This window comes from uncultured Ruminococcus sp., from assembly GCF_946415235.1.
GTDB lineage: Bacteria > Bacillota > Clostridia > Oscillospirales > Ruminococcaceae > Ruminococcus.
Map to the genome: position 1 here is coordinate 1 of NZ_CAMKRR010000061.1, position 16,495 is coordinate 16,495.

A 16,495-nucleotide genomic window follows, 5' to 3' on the forward strand; every position below is an offset into this window, starting at 1 on the left:
CAGTGATAGGGTGTATCCTGATTGGAGCCGGAACATTGCTGATGGTTCTGTGATATAAATTCTGATTTACCTCAGCAGTCCATAATTCTCAACTTGTAAAACGCCGTTCCCTACAGACAGAAAGGCAAAATATGTCAAATATAATCGAGATAAACAATAACAGCACCGATGTGCTTCAAATATTCGCACTGCTGTCCGAGCCGCAGCTGCTCCACTATTTTGAGCCCGAACCGGGACTGTTCATAGCGGAAAGTCCCAAGGTCATTGAACGGGCTCTCAACACAGGCTACGAGCCATACGCTCTACTCATGGAGCAAAAGGACATTGACGGACAGATGAAGGAGCTCCTTCCGCGATGCGGTGAAGTTCCCGTATATATAGCGGATTTCGACAATATAACCGAGGTCACAGGCTTCAAGCTCATTCGCGGTGCTCTCTGCGCTTTCAGAAGGAAAGCTCTCACACCTGCGGAAGAACTGTGCAAGAACGCACGGCGCATAGCGGTCCTTGAAAATGTTGTAAATCCAACCAATATAGGCGCTATTTTCCGTTCGGCGGCAGCTCTTAACATGGACGCTGTGCTCCTTACTCCCGCCTGCTGCGATCCGCTGTACAGGCGCTCATCAAGAGTAAGCATGGGTACGGTCTTTCAGATACCGTGGACATACCTTGCAGACAACATCGGGTACCCGCAGCAGCTCCGCGATATGGGGTTCAGGACAGCTGCAATGGCTCTCAGTAATGAGTCGGTAAGTATCGACGCTCCCGAGCTCAGAAGCATCGAAAAGCTTGCTGTCGTTCTCGGTACCGAGGGCGAGGGGCTTGCGGAAAAAACTATTGCGGACTGCGACTACACCGTAAAGATACCAATGTCTCACGGTGTCGATTCGCTCAACGTAGCGGCAGCCAGCGCAGTTGCTTTCTGGGAACTGGGCAGATAATACGGTCATTGCTCTTCGGAGTATGAATATATAATGATATGGGGTAATCAATATGAAATTCTATTTTAAGCAAAAGGTATTTACATTCAGACAGCGCTCGGAGATATTTGACGAGCAGGGCAATGTCGCTTTTACTGCGGTGGGAGAAATAATATCCCTCGGACGTAAAATGCACATCTATGACAATATGAAAAACGAGGTCGCGTTCATACAGCAGCGGCTGCTCAGGCTCCTGCCAAGATTTTCGGTATATATCGGCGGACAGTATACTGCCGATATAGTAAAGGAGTTCACTCTCCTGAAACCGCGCTATTACATTGAAGGCATTGACTGGCAGATTAACGGAGATTTCTTTGAGCACGACTATTCCATATCCTGCGGCGGACAGTATATCGCTTCGATACACAAGCGCTGGATGTCATGGGGCGACAGCTATGAGATAGACATCGCATACGACAGAGATATCGTTATGGCTCTGGCTGTGATAATAGCCATTGACTGCGTTATAGACCAGTCTCAGAACAGCTGATGCGAAAGGAGTTTCGTTATGCAAAAATACAAATGGGGCGTTATCGGTACAGGCAAGATAGCCCATACATTCGCAGCTGCGCTTAAACACAGCGAAAAAGCCGAGCTTTGCGCCGTTGCTTCAAGAACTGACGAAAGGGCAAAAAAATTCGCAGAGGAGTTCGGCTTCTCGGAATACTACGGCAGCTACAGGGAATTTGCGGAAAAAAGCGATGCAGAGATAGTATATATCGCTACTCCCATGGCTTCACATTTCGACGATGCATGGCTCTGCCTTGAAAACGGAAAGAATGTGCTGTGTGAGAAGTCTCTCACCATCAATTCCGCTCAGACAAAAAAGCTCCTTGCTTTTGCAAAGGAGAAGGACCTCTTCTTCATGGAGGCCATGTGGATGAAGTGCCGTCCCGTCTACAAAAAGATGAAGGAGTGGATAGCTGCGGGACTTATCGGCGATATTGAGTACATCAAGGTTGATTTCAGCAACTTTATCCCCTATGACCCAAACGACAGGCTCTTCCGCGCCGACTGCGGCGGCGGCTGCCTGCTTGACCTTGGTATTTATCCTATAACTCTCACTCATGACCTGCTTGGTATGCCCGATGAGATAATCAGCTCAGCTCATATGATGTACGGCATAGATATGAGCAATACTATCATTTTCAGGTACAAGAACGGTGCTTTTTCATCTATGGACAACGGTTTTGAGATACAGCTCCGCAATAATGCCGTAATTTCGGGTACAAAGGGCTTTATCACACTCGGCAACTGGTTCCACTGCACCCATGAGGGAATACTCTATGACCGCAGCGGAAAAGAGGCCGAGCGCTTTGTGCGTAAGGATGATATCAACGGCTATGAGTACGAAATAGCAGAGGTACACGGCTGTCTTGATGTGGGACTTAAGGAAAGTCCTCTCGTTCCTCACAGCGATACCATCGCAGTCATGGAGCTTATGGACCAGTGCCGCGCTCAGTGGGGCATGAAGTTAGCGAACGAATGAAAAAAGGAGCACTATGTGCTCCTTTTTTGATATTACTTCGTACCGAAGATACGGTCTCCTGCGTCACCTACGCCGGGAACGATATACTTGTCCTCGTTGAGCTTCTCGTCCATAACGCCTGCGTATATCTCTACATCAGGATGTGCAGTCTGTACTGCCTTTACACCCTCGGGTGAGCATATGATACACATGAACTTGATGTGCTTTACGCCCAGATCCTTAAGCTCTGTAATTGCTGCAACTGCCGAATTACCCGTTGCCAGCATAGGATCAACTATGATAGCGTCACGCTCATGGATATCATCAGGCATCTTTGCATAGTACTTTACAGGCTCCTTTGTGACAGGATCGCGGAACAGTCCGATATGTCCTATCTTTGCGGCAGGTACGAGAGTCGTTACGCCCTCTACCATGCCGAGTCCTGCACGGAGTATCGGAATGAAAGCAAGCTTTCTTCCCGATATTATCTTCGTTTTTGCTACAGCAAGAGGAGTTTCAAGCTCTATCTCCTTCAGCGGAAGGTCTCTTGTAGCCTCATAGCAGATGAACATTGCTATTTCCGATACAAGCTCGCGGAACTCCTTTGTACCTGTATTCTTGTCTCTCAGAAGTGAGATCTTGTGCTGTACAAGCGGATGATCTATTATGTGCAGCTCTGCCATATTTTAACAGCCCCTTTCAGTTTTTGGCTTCGATAGCTGATATAAGGTCGATACGTCTCTGATGACGTCCGCCCTCAAATTCTGTTGTAAGGAATATCTCCGCAAGCTCACAGGCAAGTCCCTGTCCGAGAGTTCTTGCGCCCATGCACATTACGTTTGCGTCATTATGCAGGCGTGTATACTTTGTCGAAAATGAATCAGCGCAGAGTGCTGCACGGATACCCTTTATCTTGTTGGCAGCGATCGACATACCGATACCTGTTCCGCAGATAAGTATGCCCTTTTCGCAATTGCCCGAGGTTATCTCAGCGCAGAGCTTTTCTGCCATATCCGGATAATCGCACGGCTCTCCGTTAGTGCCAAGGTCTTTCATCTCAAAGCCCTTTTCGGTGAGGTAATCCCTGACCGTATTTTTCATTTCCACAGCAGCGTGGTCACAGCCTATTGCTATCATGTTAAACATCTCCATATTATTACTTTTTATTCTCTAAGTCCTTTTCAGCCTTGACCTTCTGTAAATAGGATACTTCAAGCTGATCGGGCTCTGAAAGCTTTTTTGATATGCCTGCAAGACATACTCCTGCTGCACTTTGCAGCCGTCCCTGAGGGGGAGCTATGATAAATGCAGATGAACTGTATGCATTGTAGAAGTCGGCAGCTCCGTCGCCGCAGAGCATCGCTTCCTTTACATTGAAGGCGAGGAACTCCGCAAGCTCGTCACGTGAGATTATCTGCTCATCGGTCACCTGTTCAACACAGTAGCCGTCGCTCTTGTAGGTACAGGTGTACACGAGCTCTCCTCTTGCCTTCATTATGGCGCATATATGTCCCTTATAGGAAAGGTTATTACAGGCAAGTCCGAGAAGTGTGGATACTCCGCAGCATTTGATGCCAAGTCCGAAGCTGAGCGCCTTAACGGCCGCAACTCCGATACGTAGTCCCGTATAAGACCCCGGACCGTTTGCAACTGCTATGCCGCCGAGCTCAGAAAGCTCCTTTCCCGCCTGTGCCATAATGTCCTGTACTATGGGCATTATAACCTGTGAGTGAGTTTTCTGTGTATATAAGGTCGTCTGAGCAAGAAAAAGCTCGTTTTCCGAATCAAACAGAGCTGCGGAAGCTGTCTTTCCCGAAGTATCAATCCCAAGCAGCAGCAAATCTTCCACCGTCCTCGATTATTATTTCCCTGTCATTTTCTCCCACACTGTTGATAGTCACGAATATCGTATCCTTGGGAAGAAATTCAGTGATATTCTCCGACCATTCCACAGCCGCCACATTATCCTCGAAGGGATAGTCGTAAAAGCCTGTGGATTCGAGGTCCTCCTCGGAATCTATACGGTACATATCAAAGTGATAAAGAGTTATATTTTCACCGCGGTACTCGTTTACAAGGGCAAATGTAGGCGAGGTAACGCTGTCGCCCAGCCCCATGCCTATGGCGATGCCCCGTGTAAATGTCGTCTTTCCCGCGCCGAGACCGCCCTTATAGGCGATCATATCCCCTGCCCTGAGAAGTCCGCCGAGCTTTTCGGCAGCTTTTATGGTCTCCATAGGAGAATGAGTTATTATCTTCATATCTTATCAGAACAGTCCCGTGATATTGCCGTTTCCGTCGCAGTCGATATTGAGAGCCGCAGGAGCTTTGGGAAGTCCCGGCATTGTGAGGATATCGCCTGTGTATATTACCACGAAGCCTGCGCCTGCCGAAAGTCTTGCATCGCGTACCGTTATCTTGAAATTCTTCGGCTTTCCGAGAAGGCTCGGATTATCCGAAAGCGAATACTGTGTCTTTGCAACGCATATCGGAAGATCCCAGAAGCCGATATTTTCGATCTCCTTGATAGCCTTTTCTGCCTGAGCTGTGAAGGTCACGCCCTCGGCACGGTATATCTCCTTTGCTATCTTCTCGACCTTATCCTTTATGGTAGCATGAGTATCATAAAGGGGCTTGAATTTGTTTTCTCCGCAGAGGTCGATGGTCTCGCATACCTTCTTTGCAAGGTCTGTTCCGCCTTCGCCGCCCTTTGCGAATACTTCGCACATAGATACCTCAACGCCCATTTCAGAGCAGAAGTTCTCAACAAATTTTACCTCTTCGTCAGTATCTGTTGCAAATCTGTTGATAGCAACAACTACAGGAACATGGTACTTATGCATATTTTCAATGTGAGTTCTCAGGTTCTCGATGCCCTTTTCAAGAGCCCACATATTTTCCTTTGCAAGGTCCTGCTTCTGTACTCCGCCGTTGTACTTGAGAGCCTTTATTGTTGCGACAAGTACTACGCATGATGGCGCAAGTCCTCCCACACGGCACTTGATATCGAGGAACTTTTCAGCTCCGAGATCAGAGCCGAAGCCTGCCTCGGTAACTACATAGTCGCCAAGCTTAAGTGCAAGCTTTGTTGCGCGCATGGAGTTGCAGCCGTGTGCGATATTGGCAAATGGACCGCCGTGAATGAATGCGGGTGTATTCTCAAGAGTCTGAACAAGATTGGGCTTGAGAGCATCCTTGAGAAGTGCTGTCATTGCACCTGTGCAGCCGAGCTCCCTTGCGTATACGGGCTCGCCGCTGAGATTGTAAGCCACAAGGATATTGCCGAGCCTTTCCTTAAGGTCGGATATATCCGATGCGAGGCAGAGTATAGCCATTACCTCGGAAGCAACGGTTATATTGAAGCCGTCCTCACGGGGTACGCCGTTGGCTTTACCGCCAAGTCCAATAAGGATATTTCTGAGTGCACGGTCGTTCATATCCATGCAGCGCTTGAATAATATCCTGCGCTGGTCTATTTTAAGCTCGTTTCCCTGCTGAAGATGATTGTCGATCATTGCACAGAGAAGATTGTTTGCGGCTGTGATAGCGTGCATATCACCCGTAAAGTGGAGGTTTATATCCTCCATGGGCACTACCTGTGCGTAACCGCCGCCGGCAGCTCCGCCCTTCATGCCGAAAACAGGTCCGAGAGACGGTTCGCGAAGTGCAAGCACTGATTTTTTGCCTATTCTGCGGAGTGCGTCCGAAAGCCCTACACTTATGGTCGTCTTGCCCTCACCTGCGGGTGTCGGATTTATAGCGGTAACAAGTATGAGTCTGCCGTTTTCTTTATCGGCAAGCTTTGAGAAAAGAGCTTCCGAAAGCTTTGCTTTATAATGTCCGTATGGTTCGATGTCCTCTTCGTCGATGCCGAGACCTGCTGCAATCTCGTTAATGCGCTTCATATCGGCGCTCTGAGCGATTTCGATATCTGATAACATATCAAGGTCCTCCGTGTCAGTATTAATAAGAATATTATACCACGTTTTTCAGATAATTGCAAGTTCTGAAGCAAAATAATGATACGTATACAACAAAGAAGGCTGCACGTTTTCAGTGCAGCCTTCAATGATTTAAGAAAGAAAATGTGATAACTTCTGAATTTAATTAACCCTTTACACCGCCAAGTGCAACGCCTTCGATGATATACTTTGAAAGGAAGAAGTATGCAACGAGGATAGGCAGAACTGTCAGGAAAAGTCCTAAGTAAACAGTACCATACTCTGTTTTATAGGAGTCACCGTTAAGCAATGCTACCATCTGAGGCATAGTGAACTTCTCAGTCTTGGTATTGAGGATTGATGGCATGAACAGGGAGTTCCAGCTTGTTACGAAGGAGAATATCGCCTGTGTAGCCATAGCAGGCTTCATCATCGGTAAAACGATCTGATTGAAGATCCTGAATTCGCCTGCACCGTCTATTCTTGCCGACTGGAGGATCTCCATAGGAAGTGACGGTATCATATACTGCCTCATAAAGAATACTACTGTCGGAGCAGCGATGGCAGGGAGAATAAGCGGTAAAAGTGAGTTGGTCCAGTGCCACTTATACATCATGTTATAGAAACCGATACTTGATACCTGTGCAGGGATCATAAGTACAGCCATGATAAATGTGAAGAATGGCTTTCTGAGTTTCCATTCATAAGCAACGAGAGCAAATGCAGTCATTGTTGAGAAATAAACCGTACAAAGAGTTGCACAGCAAGCAACTATGATCGAGTTTTTGAAACCTGTGAAAGGATTGAATGACTGACTTGCAAAGTAGCTCCAGTTCATTTTAAGATTATGTCCCGGGATAAGTGAGAGAGCGTGCTGCTGTATCTGAGCTGAGCTTCTTGTTGCGTTTACGAGCATGATTATGAAAGGAAAGATACTTAAAACAGTAAGAAGTATACATACTGCATATGCAACTATTTTAAATGTATAGCTGCCTGCACTCTTTTTTACAACTGCCATTGATCTAATCCTCCCTTGGAAGCTCTCATAGCTTCCTTCTTTGCCTTCTTTATTTCCTTATCAAGCTTGATCTGTTCCTTATCACGCATTATGAAGAACAATACTGCTGAACACAATGCTATGATTACCCACATGATCATACTTGCAGCGGCTGCTCTGTTATAGATCCATTTGCCCGAGAAGGCTTGCTTGAATATGAACACACTTGCCGTAAGTGTTGCATTATCAGGTCCGCCGTCGTTGAAGCACTTTGGAATATCATACATATTAAGACCGCCGACAAGGCTGGTAACGAGTGTATACAGTAAAACTGTTTTAAGATTAGGTATAGTAATACGGAAGAAGGTCTGAACACCATTTGCACCGTCGATCTGTGCAGCTTCATAAATATCCGGGCTAATACCAAGAACACCTGATATAAGAACTATCATTGTATTTCCGTACCATGTCCAGAACTGAATAAATGCAACTATCAGCTTGGACGGCATTTTATTCGCGATAAAATTATAGCCTGTATCTCTGAGACCGGTACTTATAAGGAAATCATTGACAGGTCCTCTCGGATATGCAAAAAGCGCATTGAATAAGATCGCAACTGTTGCAGCTGTGATAATGTTCGGCATATAGAAAACGACCTTAAAGAAACCCTTACCTTTAATCTCATTGCTGTGCGATGTGAACCATGCAGTAAGGAGAAGTGCCAATGTTATCTGCGGGATAAAGTTGATTATCCAGATAACTATTGTGTTTTTAAGAGAGGTTTTAAAGGTTTCCATACTTAATACCTTCTGGAAGTTCTCAAACGGGTGCTCCAGGAAATGATAATTCTCGGGGCCGTTGATACCCTTACAGTCGGTAAAGCCGAGGATAGCTGTATAAATAGTAGGATACAGCGTAAAAATCAAAAAAGCAACAACAAAAGGAATACTGAATAGATATCCGTATTTCGAATAACTAATACCCTTGAGCTTCGTTTTCAAAGCCGTGAGCCTCCTTTATTTTTTGAAGATTGCTGTACCGCATTATCTGCGGTACAGCAAACTGACTTATGATTATTCTGCCTCAAAGTCGAGAGTTTCCTCTACGTTGAGCTTGAAGTCCTTGATAGCGTCTTCTCTTGACTTGTTACCCTCTGTGTACTGAGTAACCTGATCACGCCATGCCTTGTTGATGTGCTCATCGTAAGGTGTAAGGTTCTTACCGTTTGCGTAAGCGTTACCCTTTATGAATACTTCGTTCATATCCTGTCCGCCGAGGAAGTCGAGTGTTCCGTCAGACATATTGAGAACTGTCTCTGAAGCTACGCAGTCCTTAGTTGGGTTCTTAGGATCATATGTACCGTTAGCCCACATGTACTGGAGACCATCCTTTGTGCAGTTGAGTGTTACCCAGTCAATGATCTGTCCAACAGCTTCCTTCTTGTCGCTGTCCTTATTGCAGAGGAGCCATGTACCGCCCCAGAAGAAGCCTACAGGAGGTGTACAAACAGCCCAGTCGCCCCAAGTACCGATAGAAGTATCGAGTTCCTTGATAGCCTCGCCGTTTTCGTCCTTCTCGCCTGTTTCCTTCCAAGAACCACAGTTCTGGCCGATTGTGTAGTTGATGAGCCAAGCAGGACCGAAGTAACCGAGAACGCCCTTCTCTCCCTCGTCTCTCATATCAGCAAACCAAGCATCGCCCCAGTCTGTTGTGCTGTTCATATAGCCGTTGTCCTTGAGCTTCTTAGAAAGGTCGATGAAAGCTTCACGCTTAGGATCAATGTGGAGCTTGTCGTCAACGATCCAGCCCTTGTCAGAGCTGTTCTCAACAGCGTGCCAGAGGTCACCGTCACCTGAGATGATAGCGTAGCCCTTGCCCTTAAGAGTCTCAGCAGCCTCAAAGAACTTATCCCAGTTGCCTGAACCTGCACCGATTGCTTCCTCTACCTTGCTGGGCTCGTCTGAACCGAATGCATCCTTAGCAATAGAACGTCTGTAGATGAAAGCACCGCCTGTAGCCTGGTAACCAAGACCAACTACGTCGCCGCTGGGGTTAGTACCGATCTCTACTGAGTAAGGAGCGATCTTAGCTGCGTCGATCTCAGCGTCAACGTCGATTCCGAGATCCTTGTAAGGAGCAGCATAGTTGGACATATCGCCCTGTGTATACTTAAGAACGAATGCAGCCTCTGCACAGTAAAGGTCAGGAGCGTCCTTGCCGCCGGCCTGAAGAGCCTTATCAAGAGCAGGTGTATACTCGTTGTTTGTTGTAGGAATGTTTGTTACATTGATCTCGTACTTAGCTGCGAAATCAGGGTTGAGCTCGAGGAACTTGTCAACCATGCCGGGAACTTCCTTAGTGAAAGACCAAACATTGATTGTCTCCTTCTTGCCGTCGCCTTTGTCTTCCTTGGCAGCTGTTGTTGCTTCAGCGCTGTTATCGTCCTTAGCAGCAGTAGTTGTCTTGCTGCTTGTGTCGTCCTTCTGATCGCTTGTATTGCCGCCGCAAGCGGTGAAAGATGTGAGGATTGCAAGTGCTGAAATGACCGATAATACTTTTTTCATATTCTTGACCTCCATTTGAAAAATAGAATTGATTTATTTCCAATCAGCCTTTGGATCAAAGGCTGAAAAGAACGTTGTTTACGATAGACTCGAGCATTTCCTGTCTGCCGCTTGAGAGTGAAGCAGTAACTTCGCCCTTTTCAAGAGCATACTTTTCAAGAGATGCAAAGTCTGCCTTGCCTGCGATGATATCTGCACCGATGCCTGTGTTCCATGAAGCATATCTGTCAGCAACGAACTTGTCAATACGGCCGTCGTCGATGAGCTTGAGAGCTGCTCTGAAGCCGAGTGCAAATGCATCCATACCTGCGATATAGCTGTAGAAGATATCCTCGGGAGTAAAGCTGCCTCTGCGAGCCTTAGCGTCAAAGTTGAGACCGCCGTTTGTGAAGCCGCCTGCCTTGATAACTTCGTACATACACATTGTTGTGTCATAAATATTTGTCGGGAACTGATCTGTATCCCATCCGAGGAGCATATCGCCCTGGTTAGCGTCGATCGAACCGAATACACCATTGTCTCTTGCAACACGGAGCTCATGCTGGAATGTGTGCTGAGCAAGTGTAGCGTGGTTAGCTTCGATGTTCATTTTGAAGTCCTTGTCGAGACCGTACTTTCTCAGGAAACCGAGAACTGTAGCAGTATCGAAGTCGTACTGGTGCTTAGTAGGCTCCTTTGGCTTGGGCTCGATGTAGAAGTCGCCCTTGAAACCGATCGAACGTCCGTACTCAACAGCCATCTTCATAAGACGAGCCATATTGTCGAGCTCAAGACCCATGTTTGTATTGAGGAGAGTCTCGTAACCCTCACGGCCGCCCCAGAATACGTATCCGTTACCGCCGAGCTTTACTGTAGACTCGAGAGCCTTCTTGATCTGTGCAGCAGAGAATGCAAATACATCAGCAGAAGGTGATGTGCCTGCACCGTGCATGAATCTGGGATGATCGAAGCACTTTGCTGTACCCCAGAGACACTTCTTGTCGCCCATTGCTGTCTTCATATAATCTGTTACGATATCGAGCTGAGCGTTTGTTTCCTTGAGATTGCCGTACTCAGGTGAAAGATCACGGTCGTGGAAGCAGTAGTAATCAATTGAGAGCTTATCCATGATCTCAGCAGCAGCGTCTACCTTAGCCTTAGCTCTTGCAGCGGGATCGCTCTGTCCCCATGACTTGTCTGTTGTTCCGCAGCCGAACATATCTGTTCCGTCGCCGCCCATTGTGTGCCACCATGAAAGTGCGAACTTAAGGTGATCGCGCATCTTCTTGCCGTTGATCATTTCATCCGGGTTGTAGTACTTGAATGAAAGAGGATCAGTACTATCCTTGCCCTTATACTCGATTTTTCCGATGTTGCTGAAAAATTCCATTTTATCCTCCATTATGTGTTATAAATTTATTTTCAGAGTTGTGCATTTCTTACCGGTCAGCTTTTCGCTGAGCTCGTCGGGCTGTGAAGTTCCTGCGTAGAGGGTGAACTCACTGCCTTCCTTTACCCATTCGCCCTTTTCATTGACTGCCATTGTAGACCTTTCGGGAAGAGTGATCTGTACGACCTGACTCTCGCCCGCGTCAAGTGCGACTCTCTTGAAGCCGCAGAGGCTGTGGTTGGGAACTGCGTTCTCCGAATAACCTTTAATATAGAACTGAACTACGTCCTCTGTTGCACGGCTGCCTGTATTTGTAACCTTTACGGAAACAACGCCGTTTTCAAACTTAAGATCGGAGCATTCTGTCTCCGAGTAGGTCAGTCCGAAGCCAAAGGGATAAAGAATATTGCCCTTCGCATATCTGTATGTACGGCCCTTCATGCTGTAGTCCGAGAAATCAGGCAGCTTTGAAGCGTCCTCATAGAATGTAACAGGGAGCTTTCCCGAAGGAGATACCTTGCCGAAAAGGATATTCGCAAGGGCTCTTCCGCCGAGCTGTCCCGGATACCAAGCGTGGATAAGTGCGTCGCAGTCAGCCTCCACATTTATAGCACTGCCTGCGGCAGTAACGATGATGACCGGCTTGCCCTTTGACATTACTGTCTTTACAAGCTTTCTCTGCGACTCGGGAAGTCTCAGGTCGTTCTTGTCGCCTGACGAAAATTCGTTTCCTGTATCGCCCTCTTCGCCCTCAATGGTAGCGTCGAGACCAACAACAAGCACTACAAGGTCGGAATGCTCTGCAATGATTTCTGCCTCGGCGAGCCTGTCGTCGGGGAGACCGAGCTGCATACATCTGTCCTTATAGAGATGACATCCCTCGGAGTAGATGACTCTGCCGTCGAATGCTTCACGTATTCCTCTGAGGAAGGTCACATATTCGTCAGCCTTGCCGTTGTAGTTGCCCTCAAGCGCGGGAACGCTGTCTGCATTCGGTCCGATAACTCCGATAGTTTTATATTTTCCCTCTGCAAGAGGCAAAATACCGTTATTCTTAAGGAGCACCATGGATCTCTCCGAACATTTCAGTGAGAACGCCTTGTGCTCGTCGCAGGCTACGATATCGTAGTTAAGTCCGTCGTATTCCGTGGACTTGTCAAACATACCAAGCCTTACCCTTGTTCTCATCAGCTTTACGCAGGATCTTCTGAGATCCTCCTTTGTGATGAGTCCTTCATTATATGCAATAAGAAGGTGAAGATATGTATTTCCGCAGTTGAGGTCACAGCCTGCCTTGAGAGCCATGGCTGCCGACTCGGGAGCGGTCTTTGTTACACCGTGATTAGTGTGGAAATCTCTGAGCGCCCAGCAGTCCGAAACAAAATGGCCGTCGAAGCCCCATTCCTTGAGCTTGCCCATAAGGAAGCTGCTTGCACAGGCGGGTTCGCCGTTTACACGGTTGTAAGCGCCCATTACACTCTCTACCTTGGCTTCCTTTATAAGAGCCTCGAAGGCAGCTGTATAGGTCTCGGTCATGTCCTTCATGCCGCACTTTGCGTCAAATTCGTGTCTTGTTGCTTCAGGTCCGCTGTGGACTGCAAAATGCTTTGCACAGGCAGCTGTTCTGAGCACCTTGCCGTCACCCTGAAGTCCCTTGGCATAAGCAACACCGAGTCTGGAGGTAAGGAACGGATCCTCACCGTAGGTCTCCTGACCTCTTCCCCATCTCGGATCTCTGAATATATTAACATTCGGCGACCAGAGGGTAAGTCCCTTATAGATATCGCGGTCACCGTGTGCTGAATACTCGTTATACTTGGCACGTGCCTCAACAGAAGTTATCTCTCCCGCCTTATGCACTGCCTCCTCATCAAACATTGCTGCAAGACCAATTGTCTGCGGGAACATGGTTGCTGTTCCGGCTCTTGCAACTCCGTGGAGTCCTTCGCTCCACCAATTGTAAGCAGGTATCCCCAGCCTATCGACCTTGGGTGCATCATACTTGAGCTGTTCAGCCTGTTCTTCGACCGAAAGCCTGTCCGTGATGTCCTCGGCTCTTTCAAGTGCGGATAATGCTTCATTCATATACTTTTCCACAAGCATTCTCCTTTCATTATAATTTGCTTACAAAATCTTCAATAAATTTTTCAGGAGAATCCTTATGTCCTGATATCTCCCATACTTCCCTTACATAAGCAGTCTCGCCCGGCTGATAGGTCCTCAGCTCGCCGAGTATCTCGCATTCAAGGAAAAGATCATTTGTGTACGTTTCAAAATTGCAGCAGAAATCAGGATATTCAATTTTCTTATAGTCATCGAACGTGACCTTCATTACCTGCTGATCTTTTACGTAGATTATCTGTTTTCCTGTTACGTTGAATCCTGCTTTGAAAGGCTGCTTTTTCTTCGGATCCTGCTTAAGCACAGCATATCCGTTGTTGAGTTCAAATCGTTCGTCTTTTATGTCGGAATAGCTCCAGAGCGACATGGTCCTATTGGGCAGGAAGCCGTTATCGTCCTTACAGAGCGGGATCACTTCAATACCGCCCGCAGCCAGTCCGGTGACCGACCATGGAGCAAATTCAGCAGGTTTGTCAGAGCAATTGGTGATCTTGTTGTCTATTACCACGGAACTGCACTCGCCCATTGTCACTGTGATCTCAAACTGCTTATCAAATTTTGTCATTGCAGGTCTGAGCGTAAGCACTCCGTTGTCAAAAAACGACTCGATCTTTACATTATCGGGGAGATAGGTCTCGGGCATTACCTCCGGGGCAAGCCACATACGGTGTCCGCCGTATGCATACCACACGCCGTAGCCGTTGTTCATCTCGTAAAAATTCCTGTCGATGTCCTCAAAAAGCATATTAGTGCCGTCCGACGGTCCGAAGAAAACTATTCGCGGACCTACATCAGTAGTGGCGATAAGCTTTATTGTACCGTTATCAAGACAGACACACTTTCCGTAATTTTTATAATCGAATTCTTTGCAGTTAATAGACATCGTTTATCACCTTTCATTTACTCTGTAAATATTATAATACACTTAAGCAATTAATACTAATCAAATATTGCGACTTTTTTAATAGTTTTTGCTCATGAATTGCTAACATTTTCAGTTTTTTACCCAACCTACTTTACAAATGGTATGATTATAGTGTATAATATAGCTGAAAAATCGAGGTTTGCATATAAAATGCATACCGATTGTACGGACAAATATGTACCTTTCAGCATTATTTTTGATTACTATTTATTAAGGAGGTCAGTCATGATCAAGAATCTGTCAGGCGATTATGAGACAGTCGAGTACGAAAATCAACGCTTCGTCCTGCTTTATGACAACGATGAAGTTGAAGAATATCCTACTCACTGGCATAACGCCGTTGAAGTCATAATCCCTCTTCACAATGGCTTCACAGTGACTATCGGCGGGACAAATTATCATCTGAACGAAAAAGAGATAATAATAATCCCGCCCGGTGAACTTCATTCAATGCCTGCTCAGGAAGGGCGAAGGATAATTTTTCAGTGTGAAAACAGTATTATAAGTGACGTTCCGGCACTTGAAGCACTTATACCCGTTTTCTCAAGTCCATTCCACATAACCCCCTCACTGAGCAAGGAGCTTTACGTGCTCTCAAGAAAGAATATCCTGGATATCTATTCGGAGTACTACTCAAAATCCGCTCTTGCCGACGTAAGGATATATCTCTCCCTCGTGAATATCCTCGCGGCTGTGAGAGAATATCAGCTGACTATCGCTGCGGACGCTTTCTCCAGCGAGGTAACGGGCCGCGACGATACAAAAAAGTTCGGAATGGTAATGAAGTATATCAATCAGAACTACATGGAAGAGATACCGCTGGAAAAGATCGCCTATATCGCGGGCTACAGCAAGTATCACTTCTCACGTCTGTTCAAGAAATACAACAACGTTTCCTATATACAATATATAAACAGCAAACGTATAAAAGCAGCGGAGCGGCTGCTCATAGACCCTAACCTTTCCGTAACGGAAGTGGCTATGCGCGCAGGCTTTGCAAGCCTTACCACCTTCAACCGTGCATTCAAAAAGGCTAAGAACTGCACTCCAACAGAATTCAAGACCCTTTACAAGATATCCGATCATACATAAGGGCAAAAATTGATAAGCCCGCTGAAGCTAAGGCGCTTCAGCGGGCTTTTTACGTAAAGCCAAGGGGCGATACTTAATGTATCGCCCCTTGGTTATGTATAATGGAAGGATGTTATCAAACAAGCAAAATGCTTATTGATCATTGTTTATTATATGTAGCCCACTGATAACGTGCTGTAAGCGGAGTTTTTCCATTATAGTGGTTGAGCCATTCGTCAACTCCGCGTCCGGGCCACGTGTTCATCATGATCTTGCCGGGTGTCTGGGGAATGTTCTGGTTAGCTGTGTATACAGCCTTTCCGTCTACATACCATGTTATGTGGTCACGCTGCCAGTCGAAGCCGTATGTGTGGTATCCCTGCGAAGCATCAAATCCGAGATTGTACATAAACTCGTGATTGCCCTGACCGTTGGTGTAGTAGTTGAACTGCACCTTTGTGGTATCCTTTCCAAGGATTTCGATATCTATCTCGTCCCACGGATTGTTGTCGGAAGGACCTGTATAGGTGAAGAACGATGATACAACGCCGTCATTCTTTATCGCCTGCATTGATGTTTCGTAGTAACCGAAGCCGTAGAAATCATTTGTCCTGTACTCGGCGCCTGCGTAGTTGTACTTGCCCGAGTAGTCCTTGTCGATGCTGAGGGTAAGAGCTCCGTCCTTGAAGGCTGTCTGTGACTTATACCAGCCGCAGTCGAAGGGATCGCCGTTCTCCCAGCCGTCAGAAGCGATAAAGTAGCGTGATGAGCCCTTTCTGAAATCGTCAGCCATTGTAGCTGATGTATTCATGGCTGTACCGTAATCAGTCAGACCCGAAGCTGTCTTATTGGACTGCTGATTGTTATTATTATTGTTATTCTGATTGTTGTTGTTTCCTTGTTCCCAAGGATTCTGCCACTGATTGTTATTATTATTGTTGTTATTGTTAGATGAACCGCTCTGCTTGTATGTTACCCACTGATAGCGAGCTGTAAGAGGAGTATTTCCGTTGTAGTGGTTGAGCCAGCCGTCAACGCCTCTGCCGGGCCATGTGTTCA

At 46.7% G+C, this 16,495-nt stretch carries 15 protein-coding genes and 1 pseudogene; 4 read left to right on the forward strand and 12 right to left on the reverse strand.

Features of this window, described 5'->3' with window-relative positions:
• The first annotated feature begins 131 nt into the window (after positions 1-131).
• The 3 genes from Q0R37_RS10710 to Q0R37_RS10720 are packed head-to-tail and all read left to right on the forward strand — an operon-like array spanning position 132 to position 2,469.
• Positions 132-941 carry an RNA methyltransferase gene (locus Q0R37_RS10710; protein ID WP_294754318.1) on the forward strand — a complete coding sequence of 270 codons (810 nt, stop codon included), beginning with the start codon at positions 132-134 and terminating at the stop codon, positions 939-941.
• Positions 942-993: 52 nt separating this feature from the next.
• Entirely contained in the window at positions 994-1,470 is a 477-nt protein-coding gene (locus tag Q0R37_RS10715) for an LURP-one-related family protein (protein ID WP_294754320.1), read from the forward strand.
• A gap of 18 nt (positions 1,471-1,488) precedes the next feature.
• A complete protein-coding gene (locus Q0R37_RS10720; protein WP_294754322.1) occupies positions 1,489-2,469 on the forward strand; it encodes a Gfo/Idh/MocA family oxidoreductase in 981 nt (326 codons plus the stop codon).
• A gap of 32 nt (positions 2,470-2,501) precedes the next feature.
• On the opposite strand, the gene upp is transcribed toward Q0R37_RS10720, so the two are convergent.
• The 11 genes from upp to Q0R37_RS10775 all read right to left on the reverse strand — a co-directional run bounded on the left by upp (position 2,502) and on the right by Q0R37_RS10775 (position 14,323).
• A complete protein-coding gene (gene upp, locus Q0R37_RS10725) occupies positions 2,502-3,131 on the reverse strand; it encodes a uracil phosphoribosyltransferase (RefSeq protein WP_294754324.1) in 630 nt (209 codons plus the stop codon).
• 16 nt (positions 3,132-3,147) lie between these two features.
• Positions 3,148-3,585 carry a ribose 5-phosphate isomerase B gene (gene rpiB / locus Q0R37_RS10730; protein WP_294754327.1) on the reverse strand — a complete coding sequence of 146 codons (438 nt, stop codon included), beginning with the start codon at positions 3,583-3,585 and terminating at the stop codon, positions 3,148-3,150.
• A gap of 19 nt (positions 3,586-3,604) precedes the next feature.
• Complete coding sequence (gene tsaB, locus Q0R37_RS10735; protein ID WP_294754329.1) at positions 3,605-4,288, reverse strand: tRNA (adenosine(37)-N6)-threonylcarbamoyltransferase complex dimerization subunit type 1 TsaB; 684 nt, start codon at positions 4,286-4,288, stop codon at positions 3,605-3,607.
• Entirely contained in the window at positions 4,269-4,709 is a 441-nt protein-coding gene (tsaE, locus tag Q0R37_RS10740) for a tRNA (adenosine(37)-N6)-threonylcarbamoyltransferase complex ATPase subunit type 1 TsaE (protein WP_294754331.1), read from the reverse strand. Before tsaE ends, tsaB begins: the two co-directional genes overlap by 20 nt.
• 6 nt (positions 4,710-4,715) lie before the next feature.
• Complete coding sequence (locus tag Q0R37_RS10745; RefSeq protein WP_294754333.1) at positions 4,716-6,389, reverse strand: formate--tetrahydrofolate ligase; 1,674 nt, start codon at positions 6,387-6,389, stop codon at positions 4,716-4,718.
• Between the two features lie 166 nt (positions 6,390-6,555).
• On the reverse strand, positions 6,556-7,407 hold the full coding sequence (locus Q0R37_RS10750; RefSeq protein ID WP_294754335.1) for a carbohydrate ABC transporter permease: 852 nt from the start codon (positions 7,405-7,407) through the stop codon (positions 6,556-6,558).
• On the reverse strand, positions 7,395-8,387 hold the full coding sequence (locus Q0R37_RS10755; RefSeq protein ID WP_294754337.1) for a sugar ABC transporter permease: 993 nt from the start codon (positions 8,385-8,387) through the stop codon (positions 7,395-7,397). Before Q0R37_RS10755 ends, Q0R37_RS10750 begins: the two co-directional genes overlap by 13 nt.
• A gap of 72 nt (positions 8,388-8,459) precedes the next feature.
• Positions 8,460-9,950 carry an extracellular solute-binding protein gene (locus tag Q0R37_RS10760; RefSeq protein ID WP_294754338.1) on the reverse strand — a complete coding sequence of 497 codons (1,491 nt, stop codon included), beginning with the start codon at positions 9,948-9,950 and terminating at the stop codon, positions 8,460-8,462.
• Positions 9,951-10,005: 55 nt separating this feature from the next.
• The gene (gene xylA, locus Q0R37_RS10765; protein WP_294754341.1) at positions 10,006-11,319 is read right to left on the reverse strand and encodes a xylose isomerase; all 1,314 of its coding nucleotides are present in this window, start codon (positions 11,317-11,319) and stop codon (positions 10,006-10,008) included.
• 18 nt (positions 11,320-11,337) lie between these two features.
• The gene (locus Q0R37_RS10770; RefSeq protein WP_294754343.1) at positions 11,338-13,416 is read right to left on the reverse strand and encodes a glycoside hydrolase family 3 C-terminal domain-containing protein; all 2,079 of its coding nucleotides are present in this window, start codon (positions 13,414-13,416) and stop codon (positions 11,338-11,340) included.
• A 16-nt stretch (positions 13,417-13,432) separates the two neighbouring features.
• Positions 13,433-14,323, reverse strand: a complete 891-nt coding sequence (locus Q0R37_RS10775; protein WP_294754344.1) for a hypothetical protein — start codon at positions 14,321-14,323, stop codon at positions 13,433-13,435.
• 267 nt (positions 14,324-14,590) lie between these two features.
• Between Q0R37_RS10775 and Q0R37_RS10780 the strand changes: the two genes are divergently transcribed.
• Positions 14,591-15,457, forward strand: coding sequence for an AraC family transcriptional regulator (locus Q0R37_RS10780; protein ID WP_294754346.1), 867 nt, complete (start codon positions 14,591-14,593; stop codon positions 15,455-15,457).
• 160 nt (positions 15,458-15,617) lie between these two features.
• Here the strand turns inward: Q0R37_RS10780 and Q0R37_RS10785 are convergent.
• Positions 15,618-16,184: pseudogene (locus tag Q0R37_RS10785) on the reverse strand (glycoside hydrolase family 16 protein); the annotation flags it as partial.
• Between the last annotated feature and the right edge of the window lie 311 nt (positions 16,185-16,495).